16 protein-coding genes are annotated in these 17,807 nt (G+C 46.0%); 3 read left to right on the top strand and 13 right to left on the bottom strand.

What is annotated here, in order from left to right; all coding sequences use genetic code 11:
* Positions 1–19: 19 nt before the first annotated feature.
* From ACNOGP_RS08350 to dxs, 13 genes are all read right to left on the bottom strand, one after another.
* Entirely contained in the window at positions 20–1,504 is a 1,485-nt protein-coding gene (locus tag ACNOGP_RS08350) for a complex I subunit 4 family protein (protein WP_186927299.1), read from the bottom strand.
* Positions 1,505–1,542: 38 nt separating this feature from the next.
* Entirely contained in the window at positions 1,543–3,432 is a 1,890-nt protein-coding gene (gene nuoL, locus ACNOGP_RS08355; RefSeq protein WP_418214539.1) for an NADH-quinone oxidoreductase subunit L, read from the bottom strand.
* Between the two features lie 39 nt (positions 3,433–3,471).
* Positions 3,472–3,780 (bottom strand): NADH-quinone oxidoreductase subunit NuoK, encoded by a 309-nt coding sequence (gene nuoK / locus ACNOGP_RS08360; RefSeq protein WP_007764713.1) that lies wholly within the window; start codon positions 3,778–3,780, stop codon positions 3,472–3,474.
* A gap of 30 nt (positions 3,781–3,810) precedes the next feature.
* Positions 3,811–4,323 carry an NADH-quinone oxidoreductase subunit J gene (locus ACNOGP_RS08365; protein WP_007751193.1) on the bottom strand — a complete coding sequence of 171 codons (513 nt, stop codon included), beginning with the start codon at positions 4,321–4,323 and terminating at the stop codon, positions 3,811–3,813.
* A 2-nt stretch (positions 4,324–4,325) separates the two neighbouring features.
* On the bottom strand, positions 4,326–4,814 hold the full coding sequence (locus ACNOGP_RS08370) for a 4Fe-4S binding protein (protein WP_007751191.1): 489 nt from the start codon (positions 4,812–4,814) through the stop codon (positions 4,326–4,328).
* A 7-nt stretch (positions 4,815–4,821) separates the two neighbouring features.
* Positions 4,822–5,898, bottom strand: a complete 1,077-nt coding sequence (gene nuoH, locus ACNOGP_RS08375; RefSeq protein WP_373172121.1) for an NADH-quinone oxidoreductase subunit NuoH — start codon at positions 5,896–5,898, stop codon at positions 4,822–4,824.
* 25 nt (positions 5,899–5,923) lie between these two features.
* Positions 5,924–7,516, bottom strand: coding sequence for an NADH-quinone oxidoreductase subunit D (locus tag ACNOGP_RS08380; protein ID WP_418214540.1), 1,593 nt, complete (start codon positions 7,514–7,516; stop codon positions 5,924–5,926).
* Positions 7,517–7,533: 17 nt separating this feature from the next.
* Complete coding sequence (locus ACNOGP_RS08385) at positions 7,534–8,136, bottom strand: NADH-quinone oxidoreductase subunit B (protein ID WP_007764716.1); 603 nt, start codon at positions 8,134–8,136, stop codon at positions 7,534–7,536.
* Positions 8,127–8,477 carry an NADH-quinone oxidoreductase subunit A gene (locus ACNOGP_RS08390; protein WP_007751185.1) on the bottom strand — a complete coding sequence of 117 codons (351 nt, stop codon included), beginning with the start codon at positions 8,475–8,477 and terminating at the stop codon, positions 8,127–8,129. The genes ACNOGP_RS08385 and ACNOGP_RS08390 overlap by 10 nt, the downstream gene beginning before the upstream one ends.
* 118 nt (positions 8,478–8,595) lie before the next feature.
* Complete coding sequence (locus ACNOGP_RS08395) at positions 8,596–8,973, bottom strand: hypothetical protein (RefSeq protein ID WP_186966752.1); 378 nt, start codon at positions 8,971–8,973, stop codon at positions 8,596–8,598.
* 110 nt (positions 8,974–9,083) lie between these two features.
* Entirely contained in the window at positions 9,084–10,535 is a 1,452-nt protein-coding gene (locus ACNOGP_RS08400; RefSeq protein ID WP_143864891.1) for a TrkH family potassium uptake protein, read from the bottom strand.
* Positions 10,536–10,575: 40 nt separating this feature from the next.
* The gene (trkA, locus tag ACNOGP_RS08405; protein WP_007764769.1) at positions 10,576–11,916 is read right to left on the bottom strand and encodes a Trk system potassium transporter TrkA; all 1,341 of its coding nucleotides are present in this window, start codon (positions 11,914–11,916) and stop codon (positions 10,576–10,578) included.
* Between the two features lies 1 nt (position 11,917).
* Complete coding sequence (gene dxs / locus ACNOGP_RS08410; protein WP_186966754.1) at positions 11,918–13,822, bottom strand: 1-deoxy-D-xylulose-5-phosphate synthase; 1,905 nt, start codon at positions 13,820–13,822, stop codon at positions 11,918–11,920.
* 82 nt (positions 13,823–13,904) lie between these two features.
* On the opposite strand from dxs, the gene ACNOGP_RS08415 reads away from it, so the two are divergent.
* From ACNOGP_RS08415 to ACNOGP_RS08425, 3 genes are all read left to right on the top strand, one after another.
* Positions 13,905–14,894, top strand: coding sequence for a GSCFA domain-containing protein (locus ACNOGP_RS08415; RefSeq protein ID WP_418214751.1), 990 nt, complete (start codon positions 13,905–13,907; stop codon positions 14,892–14,894).
* The gene (locus ACNOGP_RS08420) at positions 14,870–17,428 is read left to right on the top strand and encodes a bifunctional UDP-N-acetylmuramoyl-tripeptide:D-alanyl-D-alanine ligase/alanine racemase (protein ID WP_418214541.1); all 2,559 of its coding nucleotides are present in this window, start codon (positions 14,870–14,872) and stop codon (positions 17,426–17,428) included. Before ACNOGP_RS08415 ends, ACNOGP_RS08420 begins: the two co-directional genes overlap by 25 nt.
* Before the next feature lie 155 nt (positions 17,429–17,583).
* On the top strand, positions 17,584–17,802 hold the full coding sequence (locus tag ACNOGP_RS08425) for a Sec-independent protein translocase subunit TatA/TatB (RefSeq protein WP_007751163.1): 219 nt from the start codon (positions 17,584–17,586) through the stop codon (positions 17,800–17,802).
* The last annotated feature ends 5 nt before the right edge of the window (positions 17,803–17,807 follow it).

The raw sequence follows: 17,807 nt of genomic DNA on the forward strand, positions 1-17,807 counted from the left end.
GAGATTAAAAATTAAAGAGCTAGGGTATCAGTTGTGAGACAACGGGCAATACACTTTCACCAATCATGTGGCTTACCCAGAAAGGAGCCATACCCAGTCCGGCTACACAAACGATGAGGCAGATAACGGCTACACGCTCGTCCCAAGTTGCATCGGTCAGTTCGAGGTGATGCTTGTTGGTACAGGTCCCGTACAGAATCTTACCTACCAGACGCAAGATATAGACTGCTGTAATCACGATGGAGGAGCAGGCTATAATGGTCAGTGTGCGGTGGAATACATCATTGTCTTGGAAAGATCCGACAAAGATGGTCATCTCGGCAATAAAACCGCTCAATCCCGGCAGACCGAGATTGGCAAGACCGGCAATGACATAACATACACTCAGGAAAGGCATGATCTTCATTAAACCGGCAAGCTCGCGTACGTCACGGGTGTGGGTACGTCCGTAAATCATACCGATAAGCGCAAAGAACAATGCTGTCATCAGTCCGTGTGACAACATTTGGAGGATAGCGCCTGTGGCTGCTGTCTGGTTCAGCATGAGGATTGCGAAAAGAACTAATCCGCAATGGGATACGGAAGAGTATGCGTTGATATATTTCAAGTCAGTCTGTACACAAGCGGAGAAAGCTCCGTAAACGACAGAGATACCGGTCAGTATCAGGAATATCCAGGAAAGTTCGTTAGCGGCTTCCGGCATTAGATACATGGCGATACGGAAACAACCATAACCTCCTAATTTCATCAGCACTCCGGCATGAAGCATGGAAACTGCTGTCGGAGCGGAGGCATGACCGTCGGGACTCCATGTGTGGAAGGGGAAAAGAGCGCCTAGCACACCGAAACCGAGAAATGTCAGCGGGAACCAGATACATTGTTGTGCAAAAGGTATGTTGTGCAACTGTGCGATTTCGAGAAGGTTCATGGTAGTGGCTCCTGCACCGAAATAGATTCCGAGAATACCGATCAGCAGGAAAGCGGAACCACCCATCAGCATGAGTGTCAGCTTCATCGCTGCATATTCCTTACGTCCCGAACCCCATACGCCAATCAGCAGATACATAGGTATCAAGGCTATTTCGTAGAACATAAACATGGTGAACAGGTCTACGGATATAAAGAATCCGAACACTCCCATCGACAACAGCGTGAACCAAAGGAAATATTCTTTGGTCAACGGTTGCAAACGCCAGGAAGCGAATGTGCCGGTAAATACGATGATGGCGGACAGTAACAGCATAGCTACCGAGATGCCGTCTACGCCTACCGAGTAGGAGATATGAAGCGGTGCGTACCATAGTGTGTCTGCACGGAAAAGCATTTCCGCCGTGTTTCCGGCGCTACGCTCTCCCAAATACATGAATGTAAGTACGACAGAGGCTATCAGAAGCGCTGATGCGCCCGTAACCATAACCCCCCGGATAGCTTTAATTCCTCGTGCCGCCCAAAGTCCGGCCAACATCAGGAGGGGGATAAGTACGAATATTGATAAGAAATTCATCTTTATGATTTACTGTTTAAAGATTTACTATTACTTGTTTAGAGAACCAGCAGCAGAATAAGTGCCAGTGCACCGCAAAGGAACACATACGCATATTGTTGTACCTGACCGCTCTGTAAGCCGCGAATCTCGTCGCTTGTCGCATTCGTCGCCCATGCCAGGAAGTCAAAGAATCCGTCTACGACATGACGGTCCCACCATGCGATAGGAGTAGAGATGCAACGGAAAATAATCTTATGCGTAATGAACTGGTATATCTCGTCAATATAGAAACGGTGATAGGCAGCCTTATGCAATCCCTTGAACTGTTTAGCCAGCGAATCGGCGACAGGCTGTTTGGCGTTCTTATACATCCAGGTCGCGATGGCAATGGAAATAATCGCGATAACAACACTTGTGATAGCCACTGACGGGGCAAGATGAATGGAGTAGGATTCACCGTTGGAACTGATAAAGTGTCCGAAAGGAATAAATCCGGCTCCACAAGTCACTGCTGCCAAAAACATCAATGGGAAAGTCATAGCCAACGGACTTTCATGGGGAGTGTGATGCGCATGAAGTTCTTTGTTCTCTTTTCCCCAGAAGATACCGTAGTAAAGGCGGAACATATAGAAAGCGGTCATAGCGGCGATTACCGTCATCACCCAACCCATTACAGGGCTGTATTGGAAGCAAGCTGCCAGAATCTCATCTTTCGAGAAGAAACCCGAGAATGGGGGGATACCCGCAATGGCGAGACAAGCAATCAGGAATGTCCCATGGGTAATCGGCATATATTTGCGTAATCCGCCCATGGCCGACATCTCATTGGAGTGTACTGCATGGATAATGCTACCGGCACCGAGGAAGAGCAGCGCCTTGAACATGGCGTGCGTGAAAAGGTGGAACATGGATGCCATGTATCCCAAACCGCCTTCATGAGGATTCATTGATGTACAAACTCCTAAAGCCACCATCATAAAACCAATCTGCGAGATAGTAGAGAATGCGAGTACACGTTTGATATCCGATTGTACACAGGCTACACTTGCTGCATAAAAGGCAGTGATTGCACCTACCCAGGCAACCATATGCAACGTATTCGGAGCATATTCGATGAAGAGCGGAAACATACGTGCCACCAGATAGACTCCGGCAACTACCATCGTAGCCGCATGAATCAAGGCGCTGACAGGAGTAGGACCTTCCATTGCATCCGGCAACCAGATATGTAGCGGGAACATCGCACTCTTTCCGGCACCACCTACGAACATTAATCCGAGGGCTAATGGAAGCATGGCCGCTCCGCCGCTAACCAGCGATACCGTATCCGGAGTAAAACCGAATGTTCCTCCGTAATATCCGTAAATCAGGATACCGATGAGGAAGCCCAGGTCTGCAAAACGAGTGACAATAAACGCTTTCTTGGAGGCGGAGATTGCAGCAGGTTTTGTATAGTAGAATCCGATTAATAGATAAGAGCTTACGCCCACTAACTCCCAGAAAAGATACATCTGGAAAATGTTTGTAGCTACTACCAATCCCAGCATTGACATGGTGAACAGGGAAAGGAAAGCGTAATAACGTTGAAAACCGATCTCGCCTTTCATGTAACCGAAGGAGTAGATGTGTACCATTAGCGACACGGTAGAGATGACAATCAGCATCATTACGGATATAGGATCGAGCAGAATGCCCAAATCGAAATGTAACGTCTCTGTAAAAGGTAGCCACGTGAAATTATAAGGTATCAATGTGGCAAATGTTCCGTCTTCCAGTCGCGGGGCTGAGAAATATTGGAAAGCAGTCACGTAAGACAGTATTGCTACCGCTCCCAGTACCAACGTACCGATGGCACCTGCCGTCCGGTGTGACATCCATTTTCCCCCGATTCCCAATAGGAGAAAGGAGAAAAAAGGAAGAAGGAGTATTAGAATTGTTAGTTCCATACAGTTTATTTTAATTACTTGAGTTATTATTACTTATACTTACCATTTCAAGTCGTCCAGATTGCGTACCTGGATGCTTCGGAGGTTACGGTAAATGTTAATCATAATCGCGATGGCTATTGCGGTTTCCGCAGCCGAGATGGCGATGGAAAACAATGCAAAGAAATAGCCCTCCATTCCTCCCGGAAAGAGGAAACGGTTGAACACGGCGAAGTTGATATCTGTAGCGTTTAGCATCAACTCTACGGAAATCAGGATAGCCAGCGTGTTGCGGCGGGTAAAGAATCCATAGATTCCTGCAAACATCATGATGGTAGAGACCACCAGATAATATTCCATGTGTATCATATCAGTGATTCGTTTTTTAGTGATTAATGATTAACGTTTGCGGGCGATCATGATTCCACCGATGATACAGGCCAGCAATAAGATACTGACTGCTTCGAAAGGCAGTACATAACCGTACTTGTCGCTACTCAGCAAAGCGTGTCCGATCGTATGGATGTTTATCTCCTGCGGGGCAAGATTGGCTGTCTGCATGAAGTTGTGCTTCAGCGTGATGAACAGGATTATCGCCAGACCGGCAATCATTGTAAAGAGTCCTGCCAGGAACCTGCTTCGTTTCAGCCTTTCGGCACGGTCACCCTCTCCACTGGTCAGCAGGATGGAGAATACATAAAGCACAACGATACCACCGGCGTAAACCATAATCTGGACAGAGCCCAGAAAGGTGTAGCCCAGCAAGAAGTAGATACCCGCCGTGCCGAAAAGCACGAAGAGCAGGTAAGTAGCCGAGCGGACAATGCGTTGGGTAGTCACCGTCATGATGGACATAGCAATAATAAATGCTGCCAAAAAGTAGAATACTACTGTTTCAAGTGTTGATCCCATATCTATACTTCTTTTTTCTTTTCTATTACTTTACTGCCGGGACGGTTCAGTTGCAAGACGAGCTTCGTCCGGTCGAATACTGCGTGTTCGAAGTTCTGGTCGAACGTGATGGCATCATGCGGACACGCATTCACACAAAGTTGGCAGAAGATGCAAGATCCTAAGTCATATTCGTATTTAGCCAGGATTTTCTTCTTTTTGCCGTCTTCCGTTTCGATTGTTTCGCCGGTCACTTTGATAGTGTCATTCGGACAAGCCATCTGGCACAATCCACAAGCTACGCAGCGATGTTCATTATTCTCATTGTGGGGCATGTTCAGTGTTCCGCGGAACCGGTCAAACATTTTCAGTTCCTTACGGTTCTCGGGATATTGCTCGGTCACTTTCTTGCGGAAGTACACCTTGATACTGGTTTTCATACCCGTTGCCAGTGTACTGATGCCATGCACCAGACCACCTAAGTACGTATATTTTTTATCTTTATATTCCATAATCTAATCAAAAGTGGAGGCCGAAGGCTACGCAACATGCCATTAATAATAGGTTTACCATAGAGATAGGAACCAGATATTTCCATTCCAGATTCAGAATCTGGTCGATACGCAAACGTGGGAAAGTCCATTTGATCCACATCAGCAGGAATACTACAAAGAATGCCTTACCGAAGAACCAGATGAAACCGGGAATATAATCCATCACGGCATTGAATCCATCCAGCCCGACAATGTGCAACGGCATCCATCCTCCTAAAAAGATAGTGGCGGCAACGCTGGCTACGATAAACAGATTCAGGTATTCCGCCAAGTAGAAGAAACCGAAACCCATACCGGAATATTCGGTGTGGTATCCGGCTGTCAGCTCACTTTCCGCTTCGGGAAGGTCGAACGGACCACGGTTACATTCAGCGTTTCCGGCAATCAGGTAGATGATAAAGGCAATCACGGCAGGAATATGTCCTTTGAAGATAAACCATCCGTTGGCTTGTCCTTCCACAATCTCAGAGAATTGCATGGTTCCCATCAGTACTACCATCGTCATGATACTCATGCCGACGGAAAGTTCATAACTGATAATTTGCGCTCCGCTTCGCATGGCGCCAATCAGAGAGAACTTATTGTTACTACCCCATCCGGCGAGCAAAATACCGACCACACCGATACTGGAAGCAGCCAGCAGGAAGAATACACCTACATTGAAATTCAGAATCGCCGCTCCCTTGTTGAAAGGAATGCAGGCGAAAGTGAGGAATGAAGCGATAATTACCATAAATGGAGCAAGGTTGTAGAGGAAATGATCGGCGCCTTTCGGCATGAAGATTTCCTTTGTCAGCATTTTCAGCACGTCGCATACCACTTGGATAGAACCCCATTTACCGACACGGTTCGGACCGAGACGGCATTGGAAGAAACCGCAAACCTTACGTTCCATGTAGATTAGGATGATGGCGAGGATGGCGTACAATGCAACAAGGCACACACCGACAGCCACACATTCTATAAAGATGACCAATCCTTCCGGCATGACGGAGAGGAGTAGCTCATGTATCCAGTTTGTTACTATACTAAAGTCGAACATTTTTTAGTGTTTTAGTGGTTAGTGATTACCGGTCTATATCCGGAACTACGTAGTCTATTGTTCCGCCAATAGCGATCAAATCGGCTATCTTGGCTCCCCGACAGATCGTGTCTATCGCTGCAACAAGCGGCAAACCGGTAGAACGGTAGTGGAGACGATAAGGGGTTTTGTCACCTTGGCTTTCGAGGAATACACCGAACTCACCGCGACTTCCTTCCACGGCGGCATAATAACTTCCTTCAGGAACGCGGATGATGGGTTTCATCTTTTCCTGATAGGGCCCTTCGGGAATATTGTCTATCAATTGCTCGATGATATTCAGGCTTTCCATGATTTCGTCCATACGTACCAGATAACGGGCAAAACAGTCGCCTTCCGTATAAATGATTTCCTTGAAATCCACTTTATCATATACACCGTATGGCATTCGTTTGCGTACATCGCAGGCCCATCCTGAAGCACGACCCGTACCTCCCGTACAACCAAAAGAAATCGCATCTTCACGACTCAATACACCGACACCTTTCATACGGCTTTGTGCAATGATATTGCCTGTAAATATATCGTGGTATTCGTGGATAACTCCTCTTAAATAAGGAATGAACTCTTTTACTTGTTTGACGAAGTTAGGATGAAGGTCGGCCTGTACACCGCCAATCGTATTATAGTTCATAATCAAACGTCCGCCACAAGTCTCTTCAAAAATATCAAGGATCTTTTCGCGGTCGCGGAATCCATAGAAGAAAGCTGTCAAGGCTCCTAAGTCCATAGCCAGACAGGAGTAGAATAACAAGTGAGAATCAATACGTTGCAATTCGTCCATGATCGTGCGGATATATTGCACACGTTCACTTACTTCGATCCCCATCGCTTTCTCAATACACATACATAATGCATGACGATTCTGATGCGCACCCAGATAGTCAAGACGGTCTGTCAAGGCCAATGTTTGTGGATAAGTGAGGCTTTCATTCATCTTCTCGATACCCCGATGGATATAACCGCAGTTGGCGTCAATCTTACGGATGATCTCACCTTCTAGTGAAACACGGAAACGCATAACACCATGTGTAGCAGGGTGCTGCGGGCCGATGTTGACCACATATTCTTCTTCCCCGAAAAGTCTGGTTTCTTTGTTTTTAATTGTTCCGTCAGGGTTCAGCTCGATTTCTTGAGTTGTATCGAACGTCTCCTCATTGGTCATGCAGAGCGGGTTGTCTTTTTCTGGATCATTGTCTTTGCGCATCGGATGACCTACCCAGTCATTGCGCAGGTAAAGACGGCGCATATCAGGATGACCTATAAAGGTGATACCATAGTAATCGAAAACTTCCCGTTCATAGAAGTCGGCTATTTTCCATATATCGCTGACGGACGGGATTTCCGGTTGTTCGCGGTTTGTTGTCGCAGTTTTCAGTGCTATCCGTTCGCCCGTAACGGTAGATTCCAAATGATAGACTACGCCTAATCCACGGAGCTTCTCCGGAGCGTCTTTCTCATCTGCCACTCCCCAGTCCATACCGGTAAGGCTTTCGAGAAAGTCCATCTGCTTCTCATTTCGCAAGCGCAACATCTCGTCGTGTAATGCTGCAGGGGCTATAAATTGTATTTCTTGCATAAATCCTTTTTAATACCTTATTCTTCATTATTTAAATAGTCCGGCTTCTTCTCTTTTCTGTTCACTCCACCAAAGAATCGTTCTATTTTCACTTTGCGTTGCAATTGCATCATGCCATAATAGAAAGCTTCGGGACGTGGCGGGCATCCGGGAATGTATACATCGACCGGGAGAATCTTGTCTACTCCATTCACCACATGATAGGATTTCTTGAAAGGACCTCCGCTAACAGCGCATCCGCCTACAGCAATTACATACTTCGGATCGGGCATTTGATCGTACAGTCGTTTCAGTACCGGAGCCATCTTATTAGTGATTGTTCCACATACCATAATCATATCAGCCTGGCGCGGACTGGCACGGGCTACTTCAAACCCGAAGCGGGCCATGTCATAACGGGCGGCACCCAGTGCCATAAATTCGATACCGCAACAACTGGTTGCAAAAGTAAGCGGCCACAGTGAATTGCTGCGTCCCCAGTTGATGAAGTCGTCAAGAACTCCGAGAGCGACGTTTGCCCCTCCGGCATTGAGCTCTTTGACCAACTTTTCCAATGATTCATTGTCAATGAACTCCTCATAAGGAATTGATTTTATTTTTGGCTTTTTGGTTATTTCCATTCCAAAGCTCCTTTCCTCCAGGCATACGCAAGGCCCAGAACTAAGATAATAAAGAAGAAGAGAATACTAACAAGTCCCTGCGGGCCTAAATCTTGCATGACCACTGCCCATGGAAACAGAAAAGCTGTTTCAACGTCGAACATCAGGAACAGGATGGCAAACAGGTAATAGCCCACACGGAACTGCATCCATGATTTACCACGTGTCGGGATACCGCATTCGTAAGCCTCGAATTTTTGTGCGTTGTACGAACGGGGAGAGATAGCGCGTGAAAGAGCTATCACCACACCGACAAAAGCAAGCGCTGTCAGTAAAACAACAACTAAAAATGTAAAATTCATAATTCAATAGCTGTTTAGATTGAATATTATATAGAAATAAACAATTAGTTTGTCCACCCTCTGGGGGATAAAACCAACTGTAAGAGATGACGAATGAAAGTGTCGACTGTACCGTCGGCTAAACCACAATCTTTCTTAACCCATATATATAATAGGAGATAGGATCGTAGAAATATTCGGAAGAGTGAAGCGAAGATAAGGGAGGCGGACTTTGGAATTTATAATGCTCGCAGAAGTAAGTGATCAGTAACAGTATACTTTTATCTGCCGGAACATGTGCGACGTCCGTATGACTCATATCGCAAGATTGGGTGGAATAAAGATGGTAAAGGCGTTCCAAAGCATTATGTACCGGACGGTCCTGAGATACATAGCACTTCTCCTGCCGATAAGTCGGGGAGGAAGCTTTGCAATTGTTTTCCATTGCCCCGTCTGTAGCGCAATGAATGAGCAAAGCCAGTACCAAAAGTAGTCCGAATTTTAAGCTTTGTTTCATCTTTCTCTTTTAATGGCTGCAAATATAGAACTAATATTTATACTTTTTGCAAAGTCGGGGTAGCAAAAAAGGTTTTTTTAGCACTCCGATTAATTTATATCAATCTTTGTTTAGTTCTTCTTCCAAAAGTCGGAAGTGAAAAGCAATAATACCGTAAATAATTCCAGACGCCCCAACAGCATTAGGAAGGAAAGCAGCCATTTGGCTGCATCGGGCAATTCACTCCATGAGAAAGCCGGACCACACGTGCCAAGTCCCGGTCCCATATTGCCCATACTTGAGATAACTGTTCCCACTGACTCCAGAAAACCGACTCCAAAGCCCATCATAATGAGTATGCTGATAATAGAAATTACCGCGTACAAAAAGGTGAAGGCCAATACTGTGGATTGGATGGAAGGGGAGATAACCTGTTTGTTCACCCGTACCGGAAGTACGGCATTGGGATGCAGGATATGTTTGAATTCATTTTTTACTACCTTGAAGAGGATCACCATGCGGATACATTTGATACCTCCGGTTGTACTGCCTGCGCAGGCTCCGATGATCATTACGATAAGGAGACACCCCCAAAGAATAGAAGGCCAGAGCATATAGTCGGCTGTGGCGAATCCTGTCGAAGTCTGTAGTGAAATAACTTGGAAGAGGGATTTGCGGAATGCTTCTTCCACGCTCATCGGAGAAGTCTGATAGAGCCAGACTGCAATGAATATGGTGAAGAAAGATACGCATAGGAAATAGAATTTCAGTTCCGCATCATGGATAAATTTCTTTATTTTACCATTGAACATGAGCAGTAGCAACGTAAAGTTGATACCTGAAAGGAACATGAAAATAGAGATTACATAATCTATATAAGGCGAATGGTAATACTCGATACTGGCCTGTTTGGTGGAAAAGCCACCTGTACTGGTTGTTGTGAAAGCATGACATACACTGTCAAATATGCTCATGCCTCCCACTGTCAGTAATATAATCAGAGTTCCCGTCATTCCGGCATAGATTCCCCATATCCATTTGGCGGTGACACCAATACGGGGATGCACTTTGTCGTGCGTCGGTCCGCTGGCTTCCGCTGCAAATACCTGGATACCTCCCACACCGAAAATCGGTAGGACGGCAATGGTGAAGAATACAATTCCCAAACCACCTATCCATTGCGTCATTGCACGCCAGAATAGGATTCCGTGAGGCATTGATTCGATATTGTTCAAGATAGTGGCACCGGTACTGCTGAATCCGGACATTGTCTCGAAGAATGCGTCGGCGACATTGGGAATATATCCTCCTATATAATAAGGTAACATCCCGAAAAGGGAAAATGTAACCCACGCCACACTGACAATGACATATCCGTCACGTCGGTTGAGTGATTTTTCCGCCCCTTTGCCGATGGCGAGCAATACAATGCCTATACCGGCAGAAAGAGCTGATGAGATTAGGAAACTTTTTAAATCCCCTTCTTCATAGAAGAGCGAGACACCTCCGCAGCATAGTAACATGGCTGTTTCTATCAGAAGCAGAAAGCCCAGAATCCGGAATATCATCTTCGAGTTAATCATAACAATTACCTGATACTTACTATCTATCTAATTAAAGAACTTAATGAAAGAACTTCTCAATTTTCTTAATCATCATACTCAGGCAGAACACCACTACGTGGTCACCCGGTTGGACCAACGTATCGCCGGTTACCAGTATTCCCTCTCCATTACGGATCATACCTCCGATGGTAGTTCCTTTCGGGAGCCCTAAGTCTTTGATTAAATGCTTGGTTATCTTAGCTCCGGCGGGAACGGTAAACTCTGCAACATCCGCATTGGCGAATGTCAGGCATTTTACATTAGACACATCAGCATCCAGCATCATCTGGTAGATGTGGCTGGCGGCGATCATTTTTTTATTGATAACCGTGCCGATGTCGAGACTTTCCGCCATGCCGATATAGTCGATATTCTCCACCTCCGCAACTGTCTTTTCCACTCCCATGCGTTTGGCGGCGAGACAGGCAAGGATGTTGGTTTCGGAATTCCCGGTCAGGGCAACGAAGGCTTCTGTGTTTTTCAGCCCTTCTTCAATAAGAAGATCCATGTCACGGCCGTCCCCGTTGATAATCATAGTCTTGTCATCCAATAATTCGGTCAGTCGGTTGCAACGGTTGATATCATTATCGACGATTTTCACCTGCATATAGTCCGGCACATATTGGGCGGTACGGACAGCGATGCGGCTTCCACCCATAATCATTACATTACGCACGTCGGCATAATCCTCTTTCCCGGCTATCTTACGTATATAAGGAATATATTTGCGAGTAGTGGTGAAGTAAACAATATCATTTAGTTTGATTACGTCATCTCCGCGCGGGATAATGGTTTCCGTTCCACGTTTGATGGCTACTACGTGATATGGAATGGTGGGACCGCCTAACTGATGTAGGGGAATATTTAGAATTTCCGCTTTCTTACGCATCTTTGTACCGATCAGCACGAGTGCTCCTCCGCAAAACTCCCACCATTGACGTACCCAGCTCATACGCATGGAAGATACGATCTCTTTAGCAGCCAACATTTCCGGATAGATCAATGAATCTACTCCCAGTTTCTGGAAGAACTCTTTGTTTTTAGGCAGAAGATATTCGTAGTTGTCGATACGCGCCACTGTCTTCTTTGCTCCCAAGTTGGTAGCCAGCATACAGGCAGTCATATTGCGGCTCTCATCCGGAGTGACTGCGATAAACAGATCGGCCTCTTTGACACCCACCTCTTTTAGTCCGGAAATGGAAGAAGGAGAGGCGGCAACTGTCAGCAAGTCGAAGTTAGAGCTGAGAGCGCTTAGCTTCTCTTCGTCATCATCCATCAAGATAATATCTTGCTTTTCGCGCGATAACAATTTGGCCAAATGGGTGCCTACGTTGCCGGCACCGGCAATAATGATCTTCATGTCAGTTGATAAATTCTTTTATTTTAGTCAGAATACCTTCCTCGTCCATACCGCATAAATGATACAGCTCTGCAACTGAACCATGTTCCACAAATATATTAGGAATACCGATACGTTTTACGGTCGGCTTATATTCATTGTCGGCCATAAATTCAAGAATCGCACTACCCATGCCACCTTTGACGATACCATCCTCGATGGTGAGGATACGTTGATGTTTCCGTCCGATTTCATGTAATAGCTCTTCATCCAAAGGCTTCAGAAAACGTAAGTCGTAATGGGCGATAGACTTGCCTGGTTCCGATTCAGCACGGGAAATGGCGCGGGCGGCAGTGTTGCCTATCGGGCCGATTGTTATAACCGCAAGGTCGTCACCATCTTTCAGTTTCCGGCCTTTTCCTACCGGGATTTCTTCCAACGGACATTTCCAGTCAACCACTACCCCGCGTCCTCGCGGATAACGGATCACAAACGGACCTTTATCCGGCAGTTGTGCTGTGTACATCAATCGGCGCAATTCATGTTCATCCATTGGGGAGGAGATGGTCAGGTTGGGTATCGGACGCAAATAAGCCATATCGAAAGCTCCGTGATGAGTCGGACCGTCTTCGCCGACAAGTCCGGCACGGTCGAGACACAATATAACGGGAAGATTTTGTATGGCTACATCATGAATCATATTATCATACGCCCGTTGCATAAACGAGGAATAGATATTGCAGAATGGCAACATCCCGTCTTTAGCCATTCCTCCGGAGAAGGTAACGGCGTGTCCTTCGGCGATACCGACATCGAACGCGCGTTCGGGCATTTTCTCCATAAGAATATTCATCGAACAACCGCTGGGCATGGCGGGGGTCACACCGACAATCTTTGGATTAGCTTCTGCAAGCTCCACTAGGGTATGACCGAATACCTCCTGAAAGAGAGGAGGCATTCCCTCCGTGTTGGCTATGAAACGTTCGCCGGTGACAGGATCGAACTTGCCCGGAGCATGCCATTCGGTAGCGTGTTCTTCCGCCGGTGCAAATCCTTTTCCTTTGATTGTGTGCAGATGAAGGATTTTGGGACCTTGCAAATCTTTAATATCATGCAACACCCGGGCTAGGTTCTTCACGTCGTGCCCGTCTATCGGACCGAAGTAACGGATATTCATCCCTTCGAAAATATTCTGTTGCTGGGCAGCTATCGATTTCAAGCTATTGCCGAAACGTATCAGCGCTTTGCGGCGTTCTTCATTCAGAATACCGAGCTTGAACAACATCCGTGAAAGTTTGAAACGCAATTGGTTGTAACGGTTGGAGGTTGTCAGATTGAAAAGATATTGTTTCATTCCTCCCACGCTACGGTCAATTGCCATATCGTTGTCATTCAGGATAATCAGCAGGTTATTAGGCGTAGTAGATGCGTTGTTAAGTCCTTCAAAAGCCAGTCCGCCACTCATCGAACCATCGCCGATGATGGCTACGACATGACGTTGGGTTTCTCCTTTCCGGGCAGCGGCTACAGCCATACCGAGAGCTGCGGAGATGGAATTGGAAGCATGTCCGCAAGTGAAAGTATCATATTCACTTTCTTCCGGTGACGGGAAAGGGCGGATTCCCCCAAATTTGCGGTTCGTGGAAAAAGCCTCGCGCCGCCCTGTCAGAATTTTGTGGCCGTACGCCTGATGTCCCACATCCCATACAATACGGTCGTATGGCGTATTGTAGACATAGTGTAAGGCTACAGTCAATTCCACCGTCCCCAGACTGGCAGCAAAATGTCCCGGGTTGCAGCAGAGCTCTTTAATAATGTCTTGCCTTAGTTCATCGCATACTTCCGGCAGTTGGTCTACGTCTAGTTTTCGTAGGTCTTCGGGGTAATTAATAGCATTTAGCAAGTTATATATCGGTTCATTCTTCATGATTCGAGGAAATTTAGCGCAAAAATACGAAAAGAAAGTATACTTTTGCCCACGAAACGTAATAAAATGTAGGAAAATCATGATGAACTTTCAAACATCAGTGGAATTGCCGGTCGGACTACCGTCTATCAGCCATATATCTCCTATTCTTTTGATGGGATCTTGTTTTGCTGAGAATATGGGAACTTTCTTGACAGAGGCCAAGTTTCAACTGGATTTGAATCCTTTCGGAATTCTGTATAATCCTTTGTCCATATCCTCAGCTTTGAAAGAGATTATTACAAAGAAAGAATATACGGAGAAAGATTTGTTTACTTATAGAGGGGTGTGGCATAGTACTATGCATCATGGCTCTTTTTCGGCTACTATTCCGGAGGTTACGTTGCAGAATATCAATGCCCGTTTGCTGCAAGCCCATCAGACTGTGCCGAAGCTTGATTGGCTGATGTTGACTTTCGGAACAGCCTATGTTTATGAAGCAAAAGAGACAGGAAAGGTAGTCTCCAATTGTCACAAATTACCGGAGAATGATTTTAATCGCCGACTTTTGTCTGTGGATGAGATAGTAGATGAATACACTTCATTGATTACCGATATGGCTGCTTGCAATGCAACCTTGAAATTCTTGTTTACAGTCAGTCCCATCCGTCATATCCGGGATGGAATGCACGCCAACCAATTGAGTAAATCTACTTTGTTACTGGCCATCGACCGGTTGCAGCAATTGTTCCCGGAACAAGTTTTCTACTTCCCCTCTTATGAAATCGTATTGGATGAATTACGTGATTATCGCTTCTATGCGGATGATATGTTGCATCCGTCTCCGTTGGCGGTCCGTTACCTTTGGGAGCGCTTTTCCGAAACCTTCTTTTCCGCTGAAACAAAGCAGGTTATCCGCGAAGTAGAAGACATTCGCCGGGACTTGGCGCACAAGCCCTTTCATCCCGAGTCCGAAGCGTATCAACGCTTTTTAGGACAAATAGTGTTAAAAATAGAACGACTTATCAGAAAATACCCGTACTTAGATTTTCAAAAAGAAACAGAACTATGTCATACGCGATTGAATCCATAGCCCAAAGTATCGGCGCCCGCCGTGTGGGTGAATATGAAGCGACTATCGATTGGCTCTTAACAGATAGCCGTTCCCTGAGTTTTCCGGAAGAAACCCTTTTCTTTGCATTAACCACCAAACGCAATAGTGGAGTCCGCTACATCCCCGAACTGTACGCCCGGGGTGTCCGAAACTTTGTGGTCTCAGAGGAAGAGTTTAAACAAGTTGAGAATGGAGAGTTGAGAATTGAGAGTGCTATGCAGGGTGATGATGCGCAGCCAATTCTCAATTCTCAACTCTCAACTCTCAATTTCTCCTCCATTCTCAATTTCCTCATCGTTCCGAACCCTCTGAAAGCATTGCAGAAACTGGCTGAGGTACATCGGGAGAGGTTTAATATTCCTGTAATCGGTATCACCGGAAGCAATGGAAAAACCATTGTGAAAGAGTGGTTGCACCAATTGCTGAGTCCGGACCGTTGTATCGTCCGTTCTCCGCGTAGTTATAATTCGCAGATTGGTGTTCCATTGTCTGTGTGGCAACTTTCCGAAGAAGCAGAATTGGGAATTTTCGAGGCGGGTATTTCTGAGATGGGGGAGATGGGTGCATTGAAACGGATGATAAAGCCTTCTATCGGTATTCTGACGAATATCGGTGGTGCTCATCAGGAAAACTTCTTCTCATTGCAGGAGAAGTGCATGGAAAAGCTAACCCTTTTCAAAGATTGTGATGTCGTGATTTATGATGGTGATAATGAGTTGATTAGCAATTGTGTGGCGAAATCAATGCTGACCGCACGTGAGATTGCCTGGAGCCGTACGGATATTGAACGTCCGTTGTACATCAGTCGTGTGACAAAGAAAGAAGACCATACCGTTATCGCTTACCGTTATCTGAATATGGATAACACTTTCTGCATTCCTTTCATCGACGACGCTTCTATCGAAAACGTACTAAACTGCTTGGCTGCCTGTCTTTACTTGATGACTCCCGCCGATCAGATAACGGAACGCATGGCACGTCTCGAACCGATTGCCATGCGCCTTGAAGTGAAAGAGGGAAAGAATAACTGCCTATTGATTAATGATAGCTATAATTCGGATCTGGCCTCTCTGGATATAGCTCTTGACTTCCTGGTGCGCCGTTCTGAAAAAAAAGGACTGAAACGTACGCTGATTCTGTCGGATATTCTGGAAACGGGACAGAGTACTGCCACGCTTTATCGGCGTGTAGCCCAACTGGTGCAGAGTCGGGGTATTGATAAATTGATAGGAGTAGGACCGGAAATTTCTTCGTGTGCCGCTCGTTTTGACGACGGGATAGAACGTTATTTCTTCCCTAATACCGAAGCGCTTCTTAAATCGGAACTGCTCAAATCCCTTCATTCGGAAGTGATTCTGATAAAGGGTTCTCGTGTGTTCAACTTCGATCTGGTGTCCGAAGCACTCGAACTGAAAGTGCATGAAACGATACTGGAGGTAAATCTGGGTGCGATGGTGGAGAACTTGAATCATTACCGCTCCATGTTGCGCCATCCTGAGACGAAAATGATCTGCATGGTGAAGGCGTCGGCATACGGAGCCGGTTCATACGAGATAGCCAAGACTTTGCAGGAACATCATGTCGATTACTTGGCTGTGGCGGTAGCCGATGAAGGTTCCGAACTGCGCAAAGCGGGTATCACGTCCTCTATCATCATCATGGATCCGGAGCTTACAGCGTTCAAAACGATGTTTGACTATAAACTGGAGCCGGAAGTTTATAATTTCCATTTGCTTGATGCGCTGATTAAAGCCGCAGAAAAGGAAGGAATCACCAATTTCCCTATTCATGTGAAACTGGATACGGGAATGCATCGGCTGGGTTTTGAAGCGGAAGATATCCCCTTGCTTATCCGTCGCTTGAAGAATCAGAATGCGGTAATTCCCCGTTCGGTATTCTCTCATTTCGTGGGCAGTGATTCTCCTCAATTTGACGCTTTCACCCGGCAGCAAATCGAGTTGTTTGAAAAAGGCTCGCAAGAATTGCAGGCGGCTTTCTCGCATAAGATTTTACGCCATATCTGCAATACGGCAGGAATCGAGCGTTTTCCCGGAGCACAGTTTGACATGGTACGGCTAGGTATCGGACTTTACGGAGTGAGTCCGATAGATAATTCGATTATACATAATGTCAGCACGCTCAAGACAACCATACTTCAGATTCGGGATGTCCCCGAAGAAGATACGGTGGGATATAGCCGGATGGGACACTTGATACGTCCGTCCCGTATAGCCGCTATTCCTATCGGTTATGCCGATGGCCTGAACCGACACTTGGGGCGTGGAAATGCTTACTGTCTGGTGAACGGCAAGAAAGCCCCTTATGTGGGCAATATCTGCATGGATGTCTGTATGATAGACGTTACGGACATCGACTGCCGTGAAGGCGACCAAGCTATAATCTTCGGTGACGACCTGCCGATCACAGTATTGTCCGACAAGCTGGATACGATTCCGTACGAAGTGCTGACTAGCATATCGACGCGGGTGAAACGGGTATATTATCAGGATTAGTTCACCACAGATTACACGGATTAACACAGATTGAAGAGGATTATCAGAAGGGTAAATCAGGCGATAAACTATAAATCTGTGTTAATCCGTGTAATCTGTGGTGAAAATAATTATCTTTGTACCGACTAATAAAAACCTCTTTATCAAATAAACTTATGACAAACTTATTATTGTTAGGCTTTTTGCCTAGTGGGTCCGAATGGATTATTATCGCTTTGGTTATCCTTCTTCTTTTTGGCGGAAAGAAAATTCCTGAATTGATGCGTGGCTTGGGAAAAGGAGTGAAGAGCTTCAAAGACGGAGTGAATGATGCGAAAGAGGAAATAAATAAGGCAAAAGAAGACCTGGACAAACCGGCGGACTCAAGTAAGTAAAGCAA

The sequence above is a fragment of the Bacteroides difficilis genome, assembly GCF_048319815.1.
GTDB classification, from domain to species: Bacteria; Bacteroidota; Bacteroidia; order Bacteroidales; family Bacteroidaceae; genus Bacteroides; species Bacteroides zhangwenhongii.